General features: G+C 76.1%; 21 protein-coding genes. 11 read left to right on the plus strand and 10 right to left on the minus strand.

Translation table 11 applies throughout. The annotated features are described in order from the left end of the window. Positions 1–21: 21 nt before the first annotated feature. The gene (locus tag HH311_RS14205) at positions 22–909 is read right to left on the minus strand and encodes a DMT family transporter (RefSeq protein WP_169184325.1); all 888 of its coding nucleotides are present in this window, start codon (positions 907–909) and stop codon (positions 22–24) included. A gap of 203 nt (positions 910–1,112) precedes the next feature. Between HH311_RS14205 and HH311_RS14210 the strand changes: the two genes are divergently transcribed. Further along, the gene (locus HH311_RS14210) at positions 1,113–2,087 is read left to right on the plus strand and encodes an alpha/beta hydrolase (RefSeq protein WP_169184326.1); all 975 of its coding nucleotides are present in this window, start codon (positions 1,113–1,115) and stop codon (positions 2,085–2,087) included. Here the strand turns inward: HH311_RS14210 and HH311_RS14215 are convergent. The 3 genes from HH311_RS14215 to HH311_RS14225 all read right to left on the minus strand — a co-directional run bounded on the left by HH311_RS14215 (position 2,074) and on the right by HH311_RS14225 (position 5,990). Beyond that, entirely contained in the window at positions 2,074–2,790 is a 717-nt protein-coding gene (locus tag HH311_RS14215) for an alpha/beta fold hydrolase (protein ID WP_169184327.1), read from the minus strand. The genes HH311_RS14210 and HH311_RS14215 overlap by 14 nt on opposite strands. An 81-nt stretch (positions 2,791–2,871) precedes the next feature. After that, positions 2,872–5,649, minus strand: a complete 2,778-nt coding sequence (locus HH311_RS14220; RefSeq protein ID WP_169184328.1) for a LuxR family transcriptional regulator — start codon at positions 5,647–5,649, stop codon at positions 2,872–2,874. 146 nt (positions 5,650–5,795) lie between these two features. Then, positions 5,796–5,990: an Lsr2 family protein gene (locus HH311_RS14225; RefSeq protein WP_169184329.1), complete on the minus strand. Its 195-nt coding sequence runs from the start codon at positions 5,988–5,990 to the stop codon at positions 5,796–5,798. A 116-nt stretch (positions 5,991–6,106) separates the two neighbouring features. On the opposite strand from HH311_RS14225, the gene HH311_RS32660 reads away from it, so the two are divergent. Both HH311_RS32660 and HH311_RS14235 read left to right on the plus strand, forming a co-directional pair. Beyond that, positions 6,107–6,487 (plus strand): VOC family protein, encoded by a 381-nt coding sequence (locus HH311_RS32660; protein ID WP_169184330.1) that lies wholly within the window; start codon positions 6,107–6,109, stop codon positions 6,485–6,487. 76 nt (positions 6,488–6,563) lie between these two features. After that, entirely contained in the window at positions 6,564–8,090 is a 1,527-nt protein-coding gene (locus HH311_RS14235) for an MFS transporter (RefSeq protein ID WP_169184331.1), read from the plus strand. On the opposite strand, the gene HH311_RS14240 is transcribed toward HH311_RS14235, so the two are convergent. Next, positions 8,087–9,298 (minus strand): AI-2E family transporter, encoded by a 1,212-nt coding sequence (locus HH311_RS14240; protein WP_169184332.1) that lies wholly within the window; start codon positions 9,296–9,298, stop codon positions 8,087–8,089. The genes HH311_RS14235 and HH311_RS14240 overlap by 4 nt on opposite strands. Before the next feature lie 230 nt (positions 9,299–9,528). On the opposite strand from HH311_RS14240, the gene HH311_RS14245 reads away from it, so the two are divergent. The 3 genes from HH311_RS14245 (at position 9,529) to HH311_RS14255 (ending at position 11,623) form a co-directional block, all read left to right on the plus strand. Next, complete coding sequence (locus tag HH311_RS14245; protein WP_169184333.1) at positions 9,529–10,584, plus strand: cation diffusion facilitator family transporter; 1,056 nt, start codon at positions 9,529–9,531, stop codon at positions 10,582–10,584. A gap of 62 nt (positions 10,585–10,646) precedes the next feature. Beyond that, positions 10,647–11,294 carry a class I SAM-dependent methyltransferase gene (locus tag HH311_RS14250; RefSeq protein ID WP_169184334.1) on the plus strand — a complete coding sequence of 216 codons (648 nt, stop codon included), beginning with the start codon at positions 10,647–10,649 and terminating at the stop codon, positions 11,292–11,294. Between the two features lie 29 nt (positions 11,295–11,323). Then, entirely contained in the window at positions 11,324–11,623 is a 300-nt protein-coding gene (locus HH311_RS14255; RefSeq protein WP_169184335.1) for a hypothetical protein, read from the plus strand. Between the two features lie 9 nt (positions 11,624–11,632). Here HH311_RS14255 and HH311_RS14260 read toward each other — a convergent pair whose 3' ends face one another. Beyond that, the gene (locus HH311_RS14260; RefSeq protein WP_169184336.1) at positions 11,633–12,184 is read right to left on the minus strand and encodes a TetR/AcrR family transcriptional regulator; all 552 of its coding nucleotides are present in this window, start codon (positions 12,182–12,184) and stop codon (positions 11,633–11,635) included. A gap of 94 nt (positions 12,185–12,278) precedes the next feature. Here HH311_RS14260 and HH311_RS14265 point away from each other — a divergent pair, with 94 nt between their 5' ends. Further along, positions 12,279–12,734 (plus strand): nuclear transport factor 2 family protein, encoded by a 456-nt coding sequence (locus HH311_RS14265; RefSeq protein WP_169184337.1) that lies wholly within the window; start codon positions 12,279–12,281, stop codon positions 12,732–12,734. Positions 12,735–12,800: 66 nt separating this feature from the next. Here HH311_RS14265 and HH311_RS14270 read toward each other — a convergent pair whose 3' ends face one another. After that, complete coding sequence (locus tag HH311_RS14270; RefSeq protein ID WP_169184338.1) at positions 12,801–13,313, minus strand: nuclear transport factor 2 family protein; 513 nt, start codon at positions 13,311–13,313, stop codon at positions 12,801–12,803. Positions 13,314–13,409: 96 nt separating this feature from the next. Then, positions 13,410–14,291: a Rieske (2Fe-2S) protein gene (locus HH311_RS14275; protein ID WP_169184339.1), complete on the minus strand. Its 882-nt coding sequence runs from the start codon at positions 14,289–14,291 to the stop codon at positions 13,410–13,412. Positions 14,292–14,512: 221 nt separating this feature from the next. Between HH311_RS14275 and HH311_RS14280 the strand changes: the two genes are divergently transcribed. The 4 genes from HH311_RS14280 (at position 14,513) to HH311_RS14295 (ending at position 16,354) form a co-directional block, all read left to right on the plus strand. Next, a complete protein-coding gene (locus HH311_RS14280; protein WP_169184340.1) occupies positions 14,513–14,836 on the plus strand; it encodes a WhiB family transcriptional regulator in 324 nt (107 codons plus the stop codon). Then, positions 14,833–15,126 (plus strand): hypothetical protein, encoded by a 294-nt coding sequence (locus tag HH311_RS14285; protein WP_169184341.1) that lies wholly within the window; start codon positions 14,833–14,835, stop codon positions 15,124–15,126. The genes HH311_RS14280 and HH311_RS14285 overlap by 4 nt, the downstream gene beginning before the upstream one ends. 92 nt (positions 15,127–15,218) lie before the next feature. Beyond that, complete coding sequence (locus tag HH311_RS14290; RefSeq protein ID WP_169184342.1) at positions 15,219–15,521, plus strand: hypothetical protein; 303 nt, start codon at positions 15,219–15,221, stop codon at positions 15,519–15,521. Between the two features lie 29 nt (positions 15,522–15,550). Then, positions 15,551–16,354, plus strand: a complete 804-nt coding sequence (locus HH311_RS14295; protein ID WP_312030147.1) for an MBL fold metallo-hydrolase — start codon at positions 15,551–15,553, stop codon at positions 16,352–16,354. Positions 16,355–16,417: 63 nt separating this feature from the next. On the opposite strand, the gene HH311_RS14300 is transcribed toward HH311_RS14295, so the two are convergent. Then, positions 16,418–17,380, minus strand: coding sequence for a TIGR03557 family F420-dependent LLM class oxidoreductase (locus HH311_RS14300; RefSeq protein ID WP_169184343.1), 963 nt, complete (start codon positions 17,378–17,380; stop codon positions 16,418–16,420). Positions 17,381–17,402: 22 nt separating this feature from the next. Then, a complete protein-coding gene (locus tag HH311_RS14305; protein ID WP_169184344.1) occupies positions 17,403–18,401 on the minus strand; it encodes a helix-turn-helix domain-containing protein in 999 nt (332 codons plus the stop codon). Positions 18,402–18,681 lie beyond the last annotated feature (280 nt).

Genomic DNA, 18,681 nt, shown 5'->3' on the forward strand with positions numbered 1-18,681 from the left:
CGGGGCCGCCGAAACCGGCGCTCAGCCGGCTCCGTGGGGGGCCGGGGACGGCGCCCCGTCGGTCTCGACCACCGCGTGCTCGACGCGGCTGAGCACGACGGTGCCCGCGACGATGCCCACCGCGCCGACGAGCCCGCCGAGGGTCCAGGCGTCGAGCGGGGCCCGGTCCCCGAACACGGCGAAGCCCCACGTCATGGCGACCAGCGGGTTGGCCAGCGTGATGCCGGGCTGGGCCCAGAGCAGGTCGTGGGCCTGCAGCGCCTGCTGGAGGAAGACGAACGAGACGATGCCGCCGATGAGCACGCCGTAGGTCTGCCAGGTGGTGAGCACCGCGAGCACGCCGTGGGCGTAGGCCGGTCCGAGCCCGGCGAGCAGGGCCGCGTTGTACCCGTACGTCACGCCCGCGCCGAGCCCGAACCACAGGGCCCGGCGTCGTCCGCGGCCCCCGCGGCCCAGGAGCGCGAGGACGACGAGGACGGCCACCACGATCGCGCTCCCGACGAACCAGGCCGGGCCCGACGTCGCCGCCGGGTCGCCTCCCGAGGGCACGAGGCAGAACAGCAGGAGCGCGAGGCCGAGGGCCATCACCGCGATCGCGGTCCACGCCCGGCGGCCCATCGGGGTGTGCAGCAGGACCGCGCTCAGCACCAGGGTGAACGGCAGCTCGGTGATGAGCATCGGCTGCACGACCGAGATGGACGCCAGGGTCAGCGCCACGGCCTGCAGGACGAAGCCCACGACGTGCCCGGCGATCCCGGCCGTCCACGCCGGGCGGCGCAGCAGGTCGAGCACCGCGCGCCGGCGGCCCGCCTCCGGGTCGTGGTGGCGCGACGCCGACCGTTGCAGCACCGACCCGAGGGCGTTGGCGGCCGCCGCGGCCGTCGCCACACCCAGTCCGGTCAGGAGCATGTCCGCGGGTCCTCCTCGCCTCGCCCCGGCGGGTGAGTGCCCGTTCCCGGCCCCGCCCATCGGTCGTTCGACCGCTTCTCTCCCGGCGCCGTGGTTGCGGTGGTGGACCACCGATAGCGTGATCGGGCGACGGCGTGGCCGTCGTGTCGTGACGGAGCCGGAGGGACGCGGTGGGAGGAACGCCCGGAGAGGGAGCCGACCCCGTGCCGGTGCTCGACCCGGCCTGCGCGCGGCTGGTCCACGCCCTCCAGGGCCCTCCGCAGTTGCACCAGCTCGGCACCCAGGACGGGCGCGAGGCCCTGCGGGAGCTGCAGGACGACGTCGTGGCCGGGCCGGGTGTCGAGGCGGATCTCCACACCGCGGCGGCCGGGCCCCGGGGGCTGGTCGGTTTCCTCGTGGTGCGCCCGGCCGGGGTGCCCGGCCCGCTCCCGGCGGTGCTGCACCTGCACGGCGGCCGCTTCACCGCCGGGGACGCCGACACCCACGGCCGGCTGATCCGCGCCCTCGCGACCGGCGTGCGCGCGGCGGTGGTGGTCCCGGAGTTCACCCGGGTCCCCGAGGCCCGCTACCCCGTGGCGGTCGAGGAGGCCTACGCGACGCTGCTGTGGGCCGTCGACCACGCCGGCGACCTGGGCCTGGACCCGGGCCGGGTCGCGGTGTCGGGCGACTGCACGGGCGCGACGACGGCCACCGTCCTCGCGGTCCTCGCGGGCCGCCGGGCCGGGCCGCGCCTGGTCGCCCAGCTACTGTTCTACCCGTGGGCCGACCCGCGCTGCGACCTGCCCTCGCACCGGGAGTTCGCCGACCTCCCGGTGCTGCCCAGCGGGGCCACGCGCTGGTACTGGGAGCAGTACGCGGGCCGGGTCGAGGACCTCGACGACCCCGCCTTCGCCCCGGCCCGCGCGCCCCGCGCCGACCTCGTCGGGCTCCCGCCGGCCCTGGTGGTCACCGCCGAGGTCGACGTCGTGCGCGACGAGGCCGAGGCCTACGCCCGCGCCATGACCGAGGCCGGTGTCGCGGTGACCTGCACGCGCTACCTGGGCGTGGTACACGACTTCGTCACGCTGCGCCCGCTCCAGGAGATGCCGGCCGCGCGGGCGGCCCTGCGCCAGGGCATCGGGTTCCTCGCCGACGCGCTCGGCACCTCCCGGTGCGGGATCGACCTCACCGGTCGGTGACCCGGATCGCCTCGCGGATCAGGTCGGCGACCTCCTTCGGGTGGGAGAGCATCACCAGGTGCGACGAGTCGATCTCGACGACCGTCGCCCCGGCTCGCTGGTAGCCGAAGCGCTCGACGTCGGGGTTGATCGTGGTGTCCGAGGAGGACACCGACCCCCACGACGGCTTCGTGTGCCACGCGGCCGCCGAGGCGGGCTCGGCGAAGGCCGCGGCCGCCAGCGGGCGCTGGGAGACCGCGAGGACCTTCGCGAGCTCGGGGTCGAGGTCGGCCGCGAAGATCTGCGGGAACCGGGCCGGGTCGACGGACACGTCGGTGCCGGTCGAGCCGTCGGGCAGCGGGAACGTGGTCTGGACGAGCGCGGTGGCCAGCGGCGAGTCGGGGAAGCGGCCCTGCAGCTCGCCGAGGCTCTCGCCCTCCTCCAGCGCGTAGCCGGCCAGGTAGACCAGGGCCCGCACGTTGTCCTCCACCCCGGCGACGGTGATGACGGCCCCGCCGTAGGAGTGCCCGACGAGCACCACGTCGCCCTCGATCTGGCGGACCACGGAGGCGATGTAGGCGGCGTCGCCGGACAGCGACCGGTTGGGGTTGGCGGGCACGACGACGGGGATGTCGTCGGCGAGCAGCTCGGGGACCACGGCGGCGAAGCTGCCGGCGTCGGCGAAGGCGCCGTGCACGAGCACGACGGTGGGGTTGGTGGGCATGGATCGTCTCCCTCGGATCGGTGGATCCAGCCTCCGACCGGCCGCGGGCGCCCGGTATCGGTCGAACGACCGTTCCGCCCCTCAGGAGGTGCGCAGCAGCGCCCCGAGCTGGTGGCGCCCGCTGATCCCGAGCTTGGGGTAGGCGTGGTGCAGGTGCGACCCGACGGTGCGCGGCGACAGGAAGAGCCGCTCCCCGATCTCCCGGTTGCGCAGGCCCGCGGCCGCGAGCCGGACGATCTCGCGCTGCTGGGGGGTGAGCCCGGCGAGCGGGTCGGCGGCGGGCTCCCGGTCGACGTGCTCGGCCGACCCCGCCGCGCGGAGCTCGGCGCGGGCCCGCTCGGCCAGGGCCACGGCGCCGATCGCCGCGAACCCCTCGAGCGACGCCGAGAGCATCTCCCGGGCCTCGCGGGCCCGGCGCCGGCGGCGCAGCCACCCGCCGTAGTCCAGGCGCACGGTGGCCCGCTCGACCGGCCAGTCCTCCCCCGTGGGGTCGGCGAGGGCGAGCCGGAAGTGGTGCTCGGCGTCGCGGTCCGGGCCGACCAGCGCGTCGGCGTGGTGGAGCAGCAGCCGCATCCGCACCGAGGGGCGCTCCCCCACCGCCGCCCGCACCGCCGCCACGACGACGGCGGCGTCGGCCCGTTCCTCCGGGCCGGTCACCTCGGCGGCGAGCCGGGCGACCAGGCGGGGCGAGAGCACGGCGTGGCGGGGGGCACCGTCGGCCTCGAACGCGCCCCGCAGGTGGCGGTAGGCCTGGGCGTGCTCCCCCGCCACGCTCGCGGTCGTCCCGGCGGCCGTCCGCAGGCGCACGTCGAGCAGCAGGGCGTCGGCCAGGTCCACCCGCGACCGGGCCCGCGCCAGCTCCTCCTCGGCCGCCGCGGGGTCGCCGCGCAGGGCGAGCAGGACGGCGCGGCTCGCGGCGACCTCGACCCCGAGCCGGTCCAGGTGCCGTCGGCCCGCCAGCACCCCGAGGTTCTCGATCGCGCGGTCCGCGGTGCTCCACCGGCCGTGCTCGACGAGCAGGGCCACCAGTGCCCCGGCGCCCCAGGCGGCGGGCCCGTCGTGGTGCATCAGCTCGAGCGAGCGGGTGAGGAGGTCCACGGTGGCCCGGACGTCGTCGGCCCGGTCGGCGAGCAGGCCGAGGTTGTGCAGGTCGTCGGCGCCGGCGCCCGGTCCCGCCCGGCCCGCGCGCAGCGCCTCCGCGAGCGCGGCCGCCGCCGCGGGCCGGTCGAGCGCGGCCCCGCTGCGCAGCCACAGCAGATCGGCCGGCGACTCCCGCGCGGCGAGGACCTGCCGGACGGACTCCGTGACGACCGGGTGCGCCAGGACCTCCTGGGCGGCGTCGCGGTGCTCGGGCACGCCGGACTCGTCGGCCGCGGTCGCGAGGAACGCCGCGAGGAGCACCACCGAGCCGCGGTCGACGGCACCCAGCAGCGGCGCGACCTCCTGCAGCGCCCGCACGGCGTGGCGGTGGCGGGCGCGCATCATCAGCGCGGCGGCGTGCAGCAGCGTCGTGCGCACCAGCACCGCGGGGTCGTCGGTCAGCTCCCGCACGAGGCGGTGCTGCCGGGCGACCCACGCGGCGTCGCCGCCCGCGTAGGCGGCCCGCAGCGCGGCGTGGTGGCGGGCCACGCGGAGGCGCGGGTGCGGGGAGCACTCCGCCGCCCGCTCGAAGTCCCGGGCCGCGTCGCGGTGCTCGCCCCGCGCGAGCGTGCGGTCCGCGGCCGCGGCCAGGGCGGACGCCACCTGCTCGTCGGTGCCCGGGCACGCGTGGGCGCGGTGGCGGGCGGCCGCGTCGGGGTCGTCCCCCGCCGCGGCGAGCGCCCGGTGGGCGTCGCGGCGCTCGTCGGCGGTGGCGAGCGCGTAGGTCGCGGCGCGGGTGAGCGGGTGCCGGAAGACGGTCGTCCGCCCGACGGTCACCAGCCCCGCGCGCTCGGCGGGCGCCCAGTGCTCGAGGTCCGGCTCCCCCGCCGCCGCGTGGATCGCGGCCGTCGGCTCGCCATCGCCCGCCGCCGCGTGCAGTAGCAGCCGCCGGGTGCGCGGGGGCAGGTCGCGCACCTCGCCGGCGAACGCGGTCAGCGCCCCGCCGGCCACCGCGAGCGGCCGGTCGGTGCCCGCGGCACCGAGCTCCCGGAGCGCGAGCGGATTCCCCCGCGCCGCGAGCAGGATCTCCTCGCGGACCCGGCCGGCCGGCGCGGCGGCCAGGCCGTCCAGCAGCGCCTCGGCGGACGGGCCGTCGAGGGGCCCGAGCCCGAGCGTCGGCAGCGAGGCGTCCCCGGGCACCGGGCGGGCGTCCCCGCGGCCGGCCAGCACCACGCCCAGCCGGTCGCGCGCGTGCAGGCGGCGGGCGACGAACAGCAGGGTGTGCAGCGAGCCGACGTCGAGCCGGTCGGCGTCGTCGACCGTGACCAGGGCCGGCCCGGCGGCGGCGAGGCCGCGCAGCAGTCGGTGCACCCCGGTGCGCAGCGCGGGGAGCTGGTCGCGGCACGCGTCAGTGTCCAGCTCGAGCAGCGCCGTCACGGCCCGGCGCTGGTGCTCGGGGAGGTCGCCGACGAGCGGGCCGAGCTCGTCGAGGAGCTGCGAGAGCGCGGCGAAGGGGACGTCGGCCTCGTGCCGGCAGCCGTCGGCCCGCAGCACCCGCACCCCGGCCAGGCGTGCGCGTCCGGCCACGGCGTCGAGGAGCGCCGTCTTGCCGGTGCCGGCCTCGCCGACGACGACGAGGCCGGTCGTCACGTGGCCGGTGGTCGCGTGGCCGGTGGTCGCGTGGCCGGTCGTCGGGTGGGCGGACGCGGTGTCCGCGAGCTCGTCGACGAGCCCGTGGAGCACCCGGAGCTCGGGCGCGCGCCCGACCAGCGTGCTCACCCCGGCGTCGGACCGGGTGGGAGGGCACGAGGGCGCACGGCGGTCTCCTCTCGGGGACCCCGAGGTTAGGGGCGCCTCACCCCGGCGGCATCCGCCGAATGACCGCACTCACCTCCGTGCCTGCTCCGGCACGGGGCGTGACCCCACTACTCGAAGGTCTGCCGGCGCCGGTACTGGGCGACGACCTCCGGGGGCAACGGGCCGTGGGTCGGCACCGAGAGCCCCTGCTGCCGGGCCCACTGGCGGGCGGACTCCGTGAGGCCGCGCACGTCGCCGCGGCGCACCGTCTCCCGGGCCGCGCCCCGCGGCGTCGTCGTCTCGTTGTGCTTCGCGTCGGACATCGAGCGCACCTCCGATGACCTCGTCGTCACCGTCGTCGTGGTGGGCCGGACGTTACTCGCGTCACACCCGCGCGTCATCCGCGGGACGCCTGCCACCCGGGCGCCAGGCTGGGCCGGTGCTCCGCCTCGGCTTCCCCGTCCTCGGCGTGACCGACCTCGACCGCGCCGTCGCGTTCTGGACCGCCGCGCTCCTGCTGACCGCGAGCGAGGAGTGGGCGAGCCCGACCTGGCGCAACCTCGTCGACGGCGACGGCGCGCGCACCCTGGCCCTCATGCACAGCGGCTCCCCCGCCGAGTCCCACCCGCGCGTGCACCTCGACCTGTTCGTCGACACCACCGCCGAGCAGGACGCCGAGGTGGAGCGGCTGCTCGGGCTCGGGGCGACGCGGCCGGACTGGGACGGCTACCCCGCCGACCCGGACTTCGTCGTCCTGGCCGACCCGGACGACAACCTCTTCTGCGTCGTCGACCTCAGCCGCGCGCCGTCGGGAGGCTGACCACGGCCCTCCGGGCGGCGAGTGCGGGCCCTCCGGCACTGGTGACCGCGATCGGTGATCGCCGAGTCTGGACGCCATGGCGAGCACCGACACCGCGTCCGGCACCACCGACGGACCCGGTGTCCGGCCCGGGAAGGGGGTGCTCCTCGTCGCGTGCGTCTCGACGCTCGTGGTGAACGCGAACACCTCGGCGGTCAGCATCCTGATCCCGTCGATCAGCGCCGACCTGGGGACCCCCATCGACGTCCTGCAGTGGGCCGTGACCGGCTACCTGCTCATGGGCGCGGCCACGATCATCACGACCGGGGCGCTCGGTGACGTCTTCGGCCGGCGCCGCGTGTTCGTCGCCGGGCTGGTGCTCTTCGTCGCCTCGTGCGTGCTCATCGCCCTGGCGCCGACCGGGGGCATCGTGGTCCTCGGCCGGGTCATCCAGGGCGCGTCCGGCGCGACGATCCTCGCCTGCGGGCTGAGCCTGCTCTCGGTCTCCTCCTCCGGGCAGGGCCAGCTCTGGGGGGTCTCGCTGTGGGGCGGCGCCTCGGCGGTCGGCGCGGCGGCGGGCCCGGTGGTCGGGGGCGTGCTCGACCAGGTCGCCGGGTGGCAGGGCCTCTTCTGGATCGACGCCGTGGTGGCCGCCGTCTGCATCCCGGCCACCTGGGCGAGCGTGGGCGAGTCGTCGGACCCGGACCGCCCCCGCCGGATCGACCTGGCGGGCACCGTGCTCGTCGCGGCCACGCTGGTGCCGTTCGTGTTCGCGGTGACCGAGGCGTCCTCGTGGGGGTGGGCGTCCGCGAGGACCATCGGGTGCCTCGTCGCCTCCGTGGTGGCGGCGGTCGCCTTCGTGGCGGTCGAGCGCCGGGTGCGGGCGCCGCTGGTCGACCTCGCGCTGCTGCGCAACGGCATGCTCGTCGGGGCGACGACCGCGATCCTCATCGGCGCCGGGGCCATCGCCGCGATCAGCTTCCTCATCAGCCTGTACTTCCAGAACCCGCTGGCCTTCGGCTGGACGAGCCTGCAGGCCGGCATTGCGACGCTGCCGGTCGCCGCGGCGGTGGTGGTGGTCGCGCCGCTGGTCACCCCGCTCGCCCACCGGTTCGGGGGCCGCACCGTGGTGCTCGTCGGGTTCGTGGTGCTCACCGCGTCGTTCGCGGTGCTGGCCGCCGTGAGACCCAGCTGGGGCTACGGGGCGTTCCTGTTCCCCCTCCTCGGCGTGGCGGTCGGGCTCGCGCTCTCCAACGGGCCCGCGTCGTCGCTCTCGACGTCCTGCGTGCCCCCGCGCCAGGTCGGGGCGGCGTCCGGCATCTCCAACATGGCGCGCTACGTCGGCGGCGCGGTGATGACGGCGGTCGCCGCCGGCATCGTCGCCCGCGTCGCCTCCGGCAAGGTGGACGCCGGGGCACCCGGTGCCGATGCGCTCGCGACGGGCTTCGGCCACGCCTGCCTCGTCCTGGCGATCTTCTCCGCGTTCGGGATCCTGCTGGCCTGGCGGGTCGGGCGCGACGTGCGCCGCCCACACGCGATCGACCTCGCCGCGGCGGCGGCGTCGACCACCCACACGCTGCCCCAGGCCGGGGCCCGGCCGCCCGACCGGGACACCCCCGACTAGGACGCCTCGGCCGGGGCGGGGGCCGCCGCCGCGGCCTTCCGGGCGGCGCGGCGCTCCTTCCGCGGCGTCGAGGGCTTGGAGGGCTCGGCGCCCAGGAGGGCCTCCACCCAGGCGGCGCGGGGATCGGCGTCGACCAGGATCGCCTTGGCGAGCAGCGTCACCGGGATGGCCAGGAGTGCGCCGAGGGGCCCGAGGATCCACGCCCAGAACAGCAGCGCGACGAAGGTGACGGTCGCGGAGAGCCCCACCGAGTCGCCCACGAAGCGGGGCTGGATGAGCGACTGGATGACCAGGTTCAGCACGCAGTAGACGACGACCACCGCGAGGGCGGTCTGCCAGCCCCCGGTCAGCAGCGCGAGCAGCGCCGGCGGGACGAGCCCGATGATGAACCCGACGTTGGGGATGTAGTTGGTCAGGAACGCGAGCACGCCCCAGAGCAGCGCCAGCGAGATGCCCATGATGAACAGCGCCACGGTGTCGAGCACCGCCACGATCCCGCCGAACACGGTGGTGACCAGCAGGTAGTTCCGGGTCCCGTGCACGAAGTTCCCCAGCGCGGCGACCATGTGCGGGCGCTGCTGGGCGATGAGGGTCATCCGCCGGTCGGTGCCGCCGGACTCGGCGGTCAGGAACAGCAGCAGGGCCAGGATGAACACCAGGCTCGTCAGGATCGACCCGAGGCCCGAGAGCACGTCCCCGACCGCGCCGGCCACCTTGGTGAGGTTCGCCGAGTTCGCCGCGTTGCTCGCGTCGGGTGGGGAGATCCCGATCTTCTCCAGCTGTGCGGTGAGCGAGTCGACGAGCTGCTTGGCCTGCCCGGTGTGCTGGGACAGCAGTGACGCGAGCTGGCTCACCGACGCGACGAGGAAGGCCACCAGCACCACCAGCGCGCCGTAGATCACGACGACGAGCGCGAGCACCGCCGCCCACGACGGCCAGCCCCGGCGCTGCAGCCAGGTCTTCACCGGGTACACCGCGATGACGATCATGAGGGCCAGCAGGATGGGCCCGGCCAGCCATGCCACCTGGGACATCCCCGCGACGACGACCACGGTCGCGGCCGCGCCGACCAGCAGGACCACGCCGCGGGGCACCAGCGCCGGCGTCCCGATCGCGTCACCGGTGAGGTCCGCCGGCGGCGGCGGCGCGGGGGTAGGGGGCACCGTCGGAGGCGGCACGTCCCCGTTCGACGATTCGTCAGCGCGCATCGGGATCGGCTCCCCTCCGGCGGGCGGTACGTCTCCCACCCCGCCACACCGGCGCCGCGCTGCCCAGGGGACTACGTCCCGAGGACGCGGGCCGACGGGACCTGAGGTCCGGCGCCGAACCGCGACGGATCCGCTGCTACGCACCGCTGGCACCTGTCAGTGAATGCTGATTCGCTTTCCGTATCGGCGATCTCTACCGTCCACACCGGTCGGATCGGGAGAGGACCCCAGTGGACGACACGGCGCACGGTCATGGTCACGGGCACGGGCACGGGCACGGCCACGTCCGCGAGGTCTGGTGGCGGCGCCTCCTCCACCGCCTGCCGGCCCACTCCCACGACGCCGCGGACCGGGTCGACCAGGAGCTCGAGACGAGCCGGGAGGGGCTCCGCGCCCTGTGGTGGTCGCTCGCGCTGCTTGGCGTCACGGCGGTGGCGCAGGCGGTCGTCGTCGTGGTGTCCGGGTCGGTGGCGCTGCTCGGCGACACCGTCCACAACGTCGCCGACGCCCTGACCGCCGTGCCGCTCGGCATCGCCTTCGTCCTCGGGCGGCGCCCGCCCACCCGCCGCTACACCTACGGCTACGGGCGCGCCGAGGACCTCGCCGGGGTCGCCGTCGTCCTCGTCATCGCGGCGTCGGCCGTCGTCGCCGGCTGGGAGGCGGTCGACCGGCTGCTGCACCCGCAGCCGGTCTCGCACCTGGTGGCGGTCGCGGCGGCCGGCGTCGTCGGGTTCGTCGGCAACGAGGCCGTCGCGAGGCTGCGCATCCGGGTCGGGCGCCGGATCGGCTCGGCCGCGCTGGTCGCCGACGGGCTGCACGCCCGCACCGACGGGCTGACCTCGCTGGCGGTGGTGCTGGGCGCGGGCGGTGTGGCCGTGGGCTGGGGCTGGGCGGATCCCGTCGTCGGCCTGCTGATCACCCTCGCGATCCTGCTCGTCCTGCGCGACGCGGCCCGCGAGGTCCACCACCGGCTCATGGACGCGGTGGACCCCCGCCTCGTCGACGACGCGGAGGCCGCGCTCGCCGCCGTCCCGGGCGTCGAGGCCGTCGGGCGGGTGCGGATGCGCTGGATCGGTCACAAGCTGCGGGCCGAGACCGACGTCGTGGTCGCCGCCGAGAACACCGTCGTCGAGGCGCACGCGATCGCGGTGGCCGCCGAGCACGCCCTGCTGCACGCGGTGCCGCGGCTGACCGGCGCGACGGTGCACACCGACCCGGCGCCCGACCACCTCGGGACCGACCCGCACGGCGTCCTGTCGCACCACTCGCCCGCCGCGGAGGCTTGACCTCGACCGAGATCGAGGTCGGAGGCTGGGACGGATCGCCCGACCCGAGCGCTGGAGGACCCGTGACGACCTCACCGCACACCTTCGACGAGGCCTACCGCACCGGCGAGCCGCCGTGGGTGATCGACGAGCCGCAGCCCGCCGTCGTCGAGCTCGCCCGGGACGGCGCGATCACCGGCCCGGTGCTCGACCTCGGCTGCGGGGTCGGCGAGCACACGATCCTGCTCCACCGCCTCGGCTACGAGGTGCTCGGCGTGGACGCCGCCCCCGCCGCCGTCGAGCGGGCCCGGGAGCGGGCGCGCCTCGCCGGGGTGGCGGCCGACTTCGCGGTGGGCGACGCGATGGACCCGGCCGCATTCGGATGCTTCGCCACGGTGCTCGACAGCGCCCTCTTCCACGTCTTCGGCGCCGACGACCAGGCCCGCTACGCCCGGGCCCTGACCGAGGTCGTCGCGCCGGGCGGCCAGGTGCTCGTCCTCGCGCTGTCCACCCGGGGGCCGGGGTTCGGGCCGCAGATCGACGACGACGCCGTGCCGGCCGCGTTCACCGGCCCGGCCTGGACCGTCGAGGATCTGCGGGAGTCGATCTACCGTGGTCGGGTCACGCACGAGTCCCAGGCGGCCGCGACCGGTCGGGGCCTCGGCGAGCTCGTCGACCTGCCGGCGCTGCTCGCCCGGGTCCGCCGGGCGGGTGCCGACGCGGCGGGGTGATCCCCGCCCGTCCCCGAGAAGGGCCGGTCATGATCTTCGACATCCACACGTCGGCGACGACGACGAGCCCGGTGCGCTCCTCGGCGGACTTCCTCCGCTCGGCGATGGCGCAGTACACGCCGACGGTGCGCACGGTCGGCGCCGAGGGCCTCGACGTGGTGCTGCACGTCGAGGCGGACCGGCTCGCCGACGCCTTGACCGACGCCGTCAACGCCGTGCTCGACGCCCTGCACGCGGGGGGTGACCAGGTCCGGGCCGCCACCGTGAGCGGGTCGCGCGACGACGACGAGGCGGCGGAGAGCGCCGACGACCTGGACGACGAGGAGTGAGCGCGGTCGTCAGCGGAGGACGGCCTCGGCCGCCGACCTCGCGCGGACCGCCGCCTGCCCGCCGAGGATCGCCGAGGTCACCATCGCGCCCTCGGCCAGCGTCTGGATCTGCTCGGCCACGTCGACGGGCTGCTCGAGTCCGTCGGCGAGCCCGACGAGGTAGTCCCGGAAGAGCTCCTTGTGCTCGCGGACCGCGGCGGCCACGAGGTCGTCGGCCGGGCCGATCTCGCCCCAGGCGTTGATGAAGGCACACCCGCGGTAGTCCGGCTCGGCGAACCACCGCCCGAGCCAGTCGAAGACGGCGAGCAGCCGCGCGCGCGGCCCGGCGTCGGCCGCGTGGGCCTCGACCCAGCCGGCGAGCCGGGCGCGCCAGCGGGCGTCGCGGGCGCGCAGGTAGCCCGCGACGAGGTGCGCCTTGGACGGGTAGAGCCGGTAGAGCCGGGCCAGTGAGACGCCGGCCCGGTCGCGCACCTCGTCCATCCCGACCGCGTGGATACCGCGCGCGTAGTAGAGCGCCTCGGCCGCGGCGAGCAGCCGCTCTCGCGCCTCGTCGTGCTCCACGGCACCTCCCCGACCCGTCGCTTCCGCATCGAGAACGACCGTTCTAGGCTAGCCGAGAACGCCCGTTCTGATCCGCGACCCGTGGAGGTCCCCCATGGCCGGCCGCCCGCCCTACCCGCCGTTCGACGCCGAGTCGGCGGCCCAGAAGGTCCAGGCGGCGGAGAACGCCTGGAACACCCGCGACCCCGAGAAGGTGTCGCTGGCCTACACCGAGGACTCGGTGTGGCGGAACCGCGACACGTTCGTGCGGGGACGGGACGAGATCGTCGCGTTCCTGGCGCAGAAGTGGGAGCGCGAGCTGGACTACGCGCTGCGCAAGTCGCTGTGGACCTTCGCGGGCAACCGCATCGCGGTGCGGTTCCAGTACGAGTGCCGCGACGCGGACGGCCGGTGGTGGCGCTCCTACGGCAACGAGAACTGGGAGTTCGCCGACGACGGCCTGATGCGCCGGCGGGAGGCGAGCATCAACGACCTGGAGATCACCGAGGCGGATCGCCGGATCTTCGGCCCGCGGGCCGAGGGCGACACGGCGGAGATCCCGCTGCAGTAGGGAGCCGGTCGCCGCCCGGGACCCGGATGCGCGGGATGCCCGGGCCGCGCCCGCTCCGAGGACCCGCTAGGAGGAGAGCCCGGAGTTCCGGCCCGAGGCGGTGGTCGACTCGTCGAGCATCCCCTCGCCCTCGCCCGAGGAGGAACGGCCCGCGGCGACCATCGTCGCGGCGGTGTCGTAGTAGAGCCGCACCCCGGCGAGGGTGTCGGCCCGGTCGAGCTCCAGGACCGTCGCGCCGGTGTAGCGCACCGGCGAGCCGTTGTGGTGGCTCCCCCGGCTGGTCCACTCCAGCACGACCCGGTTCGGTGTCTCGGTGACAGTGGAGAACTCCGAGCCGATCTCGGCGAAGGAGCGGCGGTAGCGCTCCCAGAACTGCCGGGCGCCGTCCGGGCCGGTGGCCTCGTCATCCGGGCCGACGCTCCACCACCGCGTCGCGTCCGTGCTCAGCGCGACCATGTCGTCGAGCTCGCCGCGCTCCTCGAGGGTGCGCAGCGCCGTGACGAACTGCCGGGCCGTCGCCGACTCCAGCACGCTCTCGGCGGGAGTGCCGGCGTCGAGGGTGCCCTGGTCAGAACTCATCGTCCGTCCTCTCCGAGAGATCCGGTGATCTCCCGCGGACGGGGTCGGCCGTGCACGACCGGCCCGAAACGTCGGCCGCGCCGCACCGCCGCCGGGTCAGCCCGCCGGCACCCCGGGCCACGTCGCGACCCGCAGCTCCAGGCGCCCGTCGCGGACGCGCGTCGGGAACACCGCCGCGGGCGCCGTCGCCGGGCCGTGCACCACGCCGCCGTCGGTGAGCCGGAAGACGCTGCCGTGCCACGGGCACACCACGCACTCGGCACCGTCGGCGGTGGTGAGCTCGCCGTCGGAGAGCGGCGCCGACGCGTGCGGGCACCGCTCCCCCAGGGCCAGCACCTCGTCCCCGCGGCGCACGACGACGACCCCGACGTCGCCGGTCGTGCGCTGCACCGGCGTCCCCTCCGGCAGCTCCGCGACCGCGCCGACGTCGACCCAGTCCTCGGGCCCGATGTGCGCGTAGGGCTCGGCGTGGTTCGGGCCGAGCGACTGGTGGTAGCTCAGGTGCCCGCCGAGCGCCGCGCCGGCGGAGCCGACGGCGAGCGCCGCCCAGCCCCACAGCGCGCCGCGGAAACCGCGGCCGCGCGCCCGGGCGGCGAGCGAGGCGACGTAGCCGGCGAGCATGGTGATGTTGGCCGCGGCGTGGACGATCCCCACGCGCTGCTGCTCCTCGTGGGCCTGCGCGTAGTCCGCCCACCCGGCGGCGGCGGTCGGGGCCGCGGAGAGCAGCCCCACCCCGATGAGGGCCGTCGCCGGCCGGCGGGTGCGGGGGACGAGGTCGAGGATGCCCGCGGACAGGAAGCTGCCGAAGGTCAGCTGCGCGAGGACCGGGTGCAGCGGGTGCCCGATCGGCACCCCGTGCAGGACGTCGGCCACCTTCCGGTCGGTGAGCACGCGGTTCACGAGGTCGCGGGCCGGCGCCGCGATCCGGTCGAGTGCCGGCCAGGCGGCCAGCCGGTCGATGTCGTCGAACGGGCGCACGGGGACCTCCGCGGTGGGGATCGGGCGAGGAGGAGATCGCCGTTCGCGCCGGGCCGGAAACTCCTCCGGCGCGCGAGGTGGATTCACGGCCCACGCCGTCGGGAACCCGCCGGTCACCGCGCCGTCGGCGCCGACGCCGCGGTCCAGGGTTGACCTCGCAGCCGGTTCCGCCTCCTCCCGACCGCGCGGGCCGCGGCCGGGGGCCGCCGAGAGGAGCCGCCATGGCCGCGGTGACCCGACTCCCCGCCCCCACGGACGACCACTGGCGCTGGCAGGGTCTCGCCGCGTGCCGGGGCATGGATCTCGACGCCTTCTTCCACCCGACCGGCGAGCGCGGCCACGAGCGCCGCGAGCGCGAGGACCGCGCGAAGCGGGTGTGCGCGACCTGCCCGGTGATGGACGCCTGTCGGCGCTGGGCCCACCACGTGCAGGAGCCGTTCGGGGTGTGGGGCGGCGAGTCCGAGGACGAGCGGCGCGCGGTCATCCGCGCCGAGCGCCGGGAGCGCCGGCTCGCGGAGCGCCGGGCCGGGGCGCTGGCCCGGTGAGCCCGCCCTCCTACCGCCCCGCCCGTCCGCTCTCGTGGCGCGAGCACGTGGAGCTCGCCGCGCTGGCCCGCTCCCTCGACGCCGTGCCACGCCTGCGTGCCGATCCCCGCCGTCGCCTGCGCCGCGCGCTCGGGACGGTCGCGGCCGCCGTCGTCGTCGTGCTCGGCCTCGTCGTGGTCGCGGTGCTGGCGGGAGCGGGCGGGTTCGAGCTCACGGCCGTGCTGCTCGGCGCCCTCCTGTTCGGCGCGACCCTGCGCGACGTGGTGCGCTCGACGCCGCCCCCGTCCTGAGATCCAGGTGTGGGCCGCGCCACCACGCGGGCACCCGCCCTCATCGGTTGACCTTGCCAGCCGTCGTGCGACCCGACGGCCGGGAGGCCCCCATGACGATTGCCCAAGCTCCCCCGCGCACCCTCGACGCCGCCGCGCAGCGGCGGGAGGCGTTGCTCTCGATGGTCCAGGCGGCCACCGAGGCGCTCGTCGCCGCCGCGCCGGGCGCCGTCCGCGAGGACGCCGCGACCGCCCACGTCCTCGCCCGCGCCCGGGCGACCGCCGAGGAGAACGACGGCACCGGTGGCCGCGCTGCGGCCGCGATCCGCACCGCGTGGGCCCACCTGGCCGCGGGCCAGGCCGAGGACGCGTTCCTCGCGCTGTCCTGCGCCGGCGACGCGCTGGCCCCGTACTGACCCCGGACCGGGACCAGGAGGAGCACGTCGTGACCGAACCGGACCCCTCCCTCTCGTTCGTCGGGACGGCCACGGTCCTGCTGCGCTGTGGCGGGATGCGGGTGCTCACCGACCCGAACTTCCTGCACCGCGGCCAGCGCGCCTACCTCGGGCACGGGCTCTCCTCGGCGCGGTTGACCGATCCCGCGTGGTCGCCGGAGGAGCTCGCGCCGGTCGACGTCGTCGTGCTCTCCCACCTGCACGGCGACCACTGGGACCGGGAGAGCCGGCGGCGTCTGCCCCGGACGACGCCGATCGTGACCACCCGCCACGCCTCGAAGCGCCTGCAGACCCGGCACGGCTTCCCGCGGGCGATCGGGCTGGACACGTGGGAGACCCACACCGTCGCGGGGCCCGACGGCGCGACGCTGCGGGTCACGGCCCTGCCGGGGCGCCACGCACCCCGGCCGCTCGGGCGTCTGCTGCCGCCGGTGATGGGCAGCCTGCTCGAGTTCACCGCGGGCGACGGGACGGTGCTGCGCCGGGTCTACCTCTCCGGCGACACGCTGGCCTTCGACGGGCTGCAGGCGATCCGGGGCCACGTCGGTGAGGTCGACCGGGCGGTGCTCCACCTCGGGGGCACGACGCTGCCGGGCGGGCTCGTCGTGACGATGGACGGGCGCCAGGGCATGGAGGCGCTGCGGATGATCGAGCCGCGCCGCGCGACGCCGGTGCACTACGACGACTACACCGTGTTCCGCTCACCGCTGTCCGACTTCGTCGCCGAGGTCGAGCGGCACGGCTGGGTCGACCGGGTCGACCTCGTCGCGCGGGGGGACACGATCGCCCTGTAGGGGCCGGCCGAGCGGCCCGGCCGGCACCGTCCACGTCCGCCGTCCCGTGTGACGCGGACCTTCCTAGGCGCGGTCCGCCAGCGCCGGCAGGACCTCCTTCGCGTAGGTGGCGAAGAAGCCCTCCTTGTCCGGCCCGATCTGCTGGACGTAGACCTCGTCGTACCCGGCGTCGGCGTAGGAGCGCAGCTGCGCGACGTGCTCGTCGACGTCCGGGCCGCAGGCGAACAGGTCGGGCACGGCGTCGCGACGCAGCAGCTGTGCGGCGGCCTCGAAGTCGGCGGGCCGGGGCAGGGTCTGCGCGAGCTGCCCGGGGAAGGCGTCGTTGGGCCAGGTGCGGTGCGCGACGTCGATCATCTCCTCGCGGTCGGCGCCCCAGCACACCTTCGTGCCGCCCTGGGTCGGCTTCCCCGCTCCCCCGGCGCGCCGGAAGGTGTCGAGCAGCGAGGAGTCCGGCGCGACGCCGCAGTAGCCGTCGCCGATCCGCCCGGCCAGCTCGGTGGCCTGCTCGCCGAAGCCCGAGACGTAGATCGGGACCGGGTTCTCGGGAAGGGTGTAGATCCGGGCGTCCTCCACGCGGTAGTACCGACCGCGGTGGTTGACCGTCCCGCCCTCGTGGAGCCGACGGATCAGCCCGATCGCCTCCTCCAGCATCTCGAGGCGCTGGCCGATCGGGGGCCAGTGGTCGCCCAGGACGTGGTCGTTGAGCGCCTCGCCGGTGCCGACCCCGAAGACGAACCGGCCGTCGAGCTGCACGGCGGCGGTGGCGGTCGCCTGGGCCAGGATCGCCGGGTGGATGCGGATGATCGGCGAGGTCACCGCCGTGGTGACCGGCAGCGAGGTCACCTGGGAGAGCGCGCCGATCACGCCCCACACGAAGGGGCTCTGGCCCTGGACGTCGTTCCACGGGTGGAAGTGGTCGGAGATCCAGAGCCGCTCGAAGCCCGCGTCCTCGGCGCGCCGTGCCTGGTCGAGGAGCTCGTGCGGGCCGTACTGCTCGCAGGAGAGGAAGTAGCCGTAGGAGGTCATCGGCGCGGCTACCCCGGCCCCGCTACCGCCGCAACGTGTCCCGCGGACTGCCGCCGAAGCGGCCCCGGTAGGTGACGGAGAAGCGTCCGGGGTGGCTGAAGCCCCACCGGGCCGCGATGCCGCCGACCGTGTCGCCGAGCGTGGGGTCGGCGTCGACCAGGTCGCGGTGGGCGCCCTCGAGCCGCACCGTCCGCAGGTGGTCGAGGGGGCTGTGCCCGCGCTGCCGGCGGAACGCGTTCTGCAGGGCCCGCGGCCCGACCCGCGCGGCCGTGGCGATCTCGCCGAGCCCGATGTCCTCCCGGGCGTGCTCCTCGATGAAGGCGACGGCCCGACGGACGGCGGCCGCCCCGCTCGAGGTCTCCGGCCCCGCCGCCCGGATCGCCTCGAGGGCGTCGTTCGGGAACGCCAGCAGTGCCGCCACGGCCAGCGACCGGGCCGCCTGGCCCGCGACGAGCGGACTGCTCGCGACCTCGTCGTCGGCGAGGACGTGGTCGCGGACGTGGGCGGTGACCGCGCGCATGCGCGCGGCGGCGGCCGCGGACACCGGGGTCCAGTCGCTGAAGTCCACCGGCCCGGACTCCCACCCCAGTCCGGCCGCCGCGCGCTCCACCACGGCCCGGTCGAGCCGGACGGCCTCGTCGTCGAGGTCGTCCCAGCTCACGCGCCAGGGGCCACCGACCGGCATGAGATAGGGCTCGTCGAGGTCGGGCTCGACGGTCGACCCGGGTGACGCCACCCGCATCCGGCCCCCGCGGTGGATGTTGACGATGAGCATCCCGTCCAGCGGCTCGGTCTCGCACTCGAAGGCCGCACGGTGGCGGATCGCGGCGATCGACAGGCCCGGCACCTCGCACCCGGTCGTGGTGAACGAGAAGTGCTCCGGATCGCTGCGCAGCCGTGCGCGGCGGTAGCCGACGTAGGCGTCCTGCAGCCAGGACTCGGCGACGTCGGGCCGCGTCGTCGCGAGTGCGAACCGTTGCGGTGGCCGGGCGTGGCCCGGACGCTCGTCCGTGGTCGTCATGGGGATCGTCGCACCCCCCGGCGCGATCGGACATCCGACGAGGGCGGCCGATTCGTGGACCGCGTGGCTCGCACGCACATCGGGACGGGAGCGACACGTTAACGTGTCGGCCACCGTCCGGACACCCACCGGTCAGCCGGGACGCGCACCCCGGGGCGCCCCGCGGGCGTCACCGACCCGCGGCGGTACCCGGGATCGGGGGAAGGACTCCCGGGTACCGCTCGACGTCCGGGGTGCGCGTCGTGTGACACCTTTTCCGACGCGGTCGGGGCGCTACCAT

Origin of the sequence: Actinomycetospora sp. TBRC 11914 (assembly GCF_012933465.1) — a bacterium.
Taxonomy (GTDB): Bacteria; Actinomycetota; Actinomycetes; order Mycobacteriales; family Pseudonocardiaceae; genus Actinomycetospora.

Coding starts and splice junctions, on each gene's coding strand:
- HH311_RS14205 (WP_169184325.1), bottom strand. CDS start 909: ATGCTCCTGACCGGACTGGGTGTGGCGACGGCCGCGGCGGCCGCCAAC.
- HH311_RS14215 (WP_169184327.1), bottom strand. CDS start 2,790: ATGCCCACCAACCCCACCGTCGTGCTCGTGCACGGCGCCTTCGCCGAC.
- HH311_RS14225 (WP_169184329.1), bottom strand. CDS start 5,990: ATGTCCGACGCGAAGCACAACGAGACGACGACGCCGCGGGGCGCGGCC.
- HH311_RS14235 (WP_169184331.1), top strand. CDS start 6,564: ATGGCGAGCACCGACACCGCGTCCGGCACCACCGACGGACCCGGTGTC.
- HH311_RS14240 (WP_169184332.1), bottom strand. CDS start 9,298: ATGCGCGCTGACGAATCGTCGAACGGGGACGTGCCGCCTCCGACGGTG.
- HH311_RS14255 (WP_169184335.1), top strand. CDS start 11,324: ATGATCTTCGACATCCACACGTCGGCGACGACGACGAGCCCGGTGCGC.
- HH311_RS14265 (WP_169184337.1), top strand. CDS start 12,279: ATGGCCGGCCGCCCGCCCTACCCGCCGTTCGACGCCGAGTCGGCGGCC.
- HH311_RS14270 (WP_169184338.1), bottom strand. CDS start 13,313: ATGAGTTCTGACCAGGGCACCCTCGACGCCGGCACTCCCGCCGAGAGC.
- HH311_RS14280 (WP_169184340.1), top strand. CDS start 14,513: ATGGCCGCGGTGACCCGACTCCCCGCCCCCACGGACGACCACTGGCGC.
- HH311_RS14290 (WP_169184342.1), top strand. CDS start 15,219: ATGACGATTGCCCAAGCTCCCCCGCGCACCCTCGACGCCGCCGCGCAG.
- HH311_RS14300 (WP_169184343.1), bottom strand. CDS start 17,380: ATGACCTCCTACGGCTACTTCCTCTCCTGCGAGCAGTACGGCCCGCAC.
- HH311_RS14305 (WP_169184344.1), bottom strand. CDS start 18,401: ATGACGACCACGGACGAGCGTCCGGGCCACGCCCGGCCACCGCAACGG.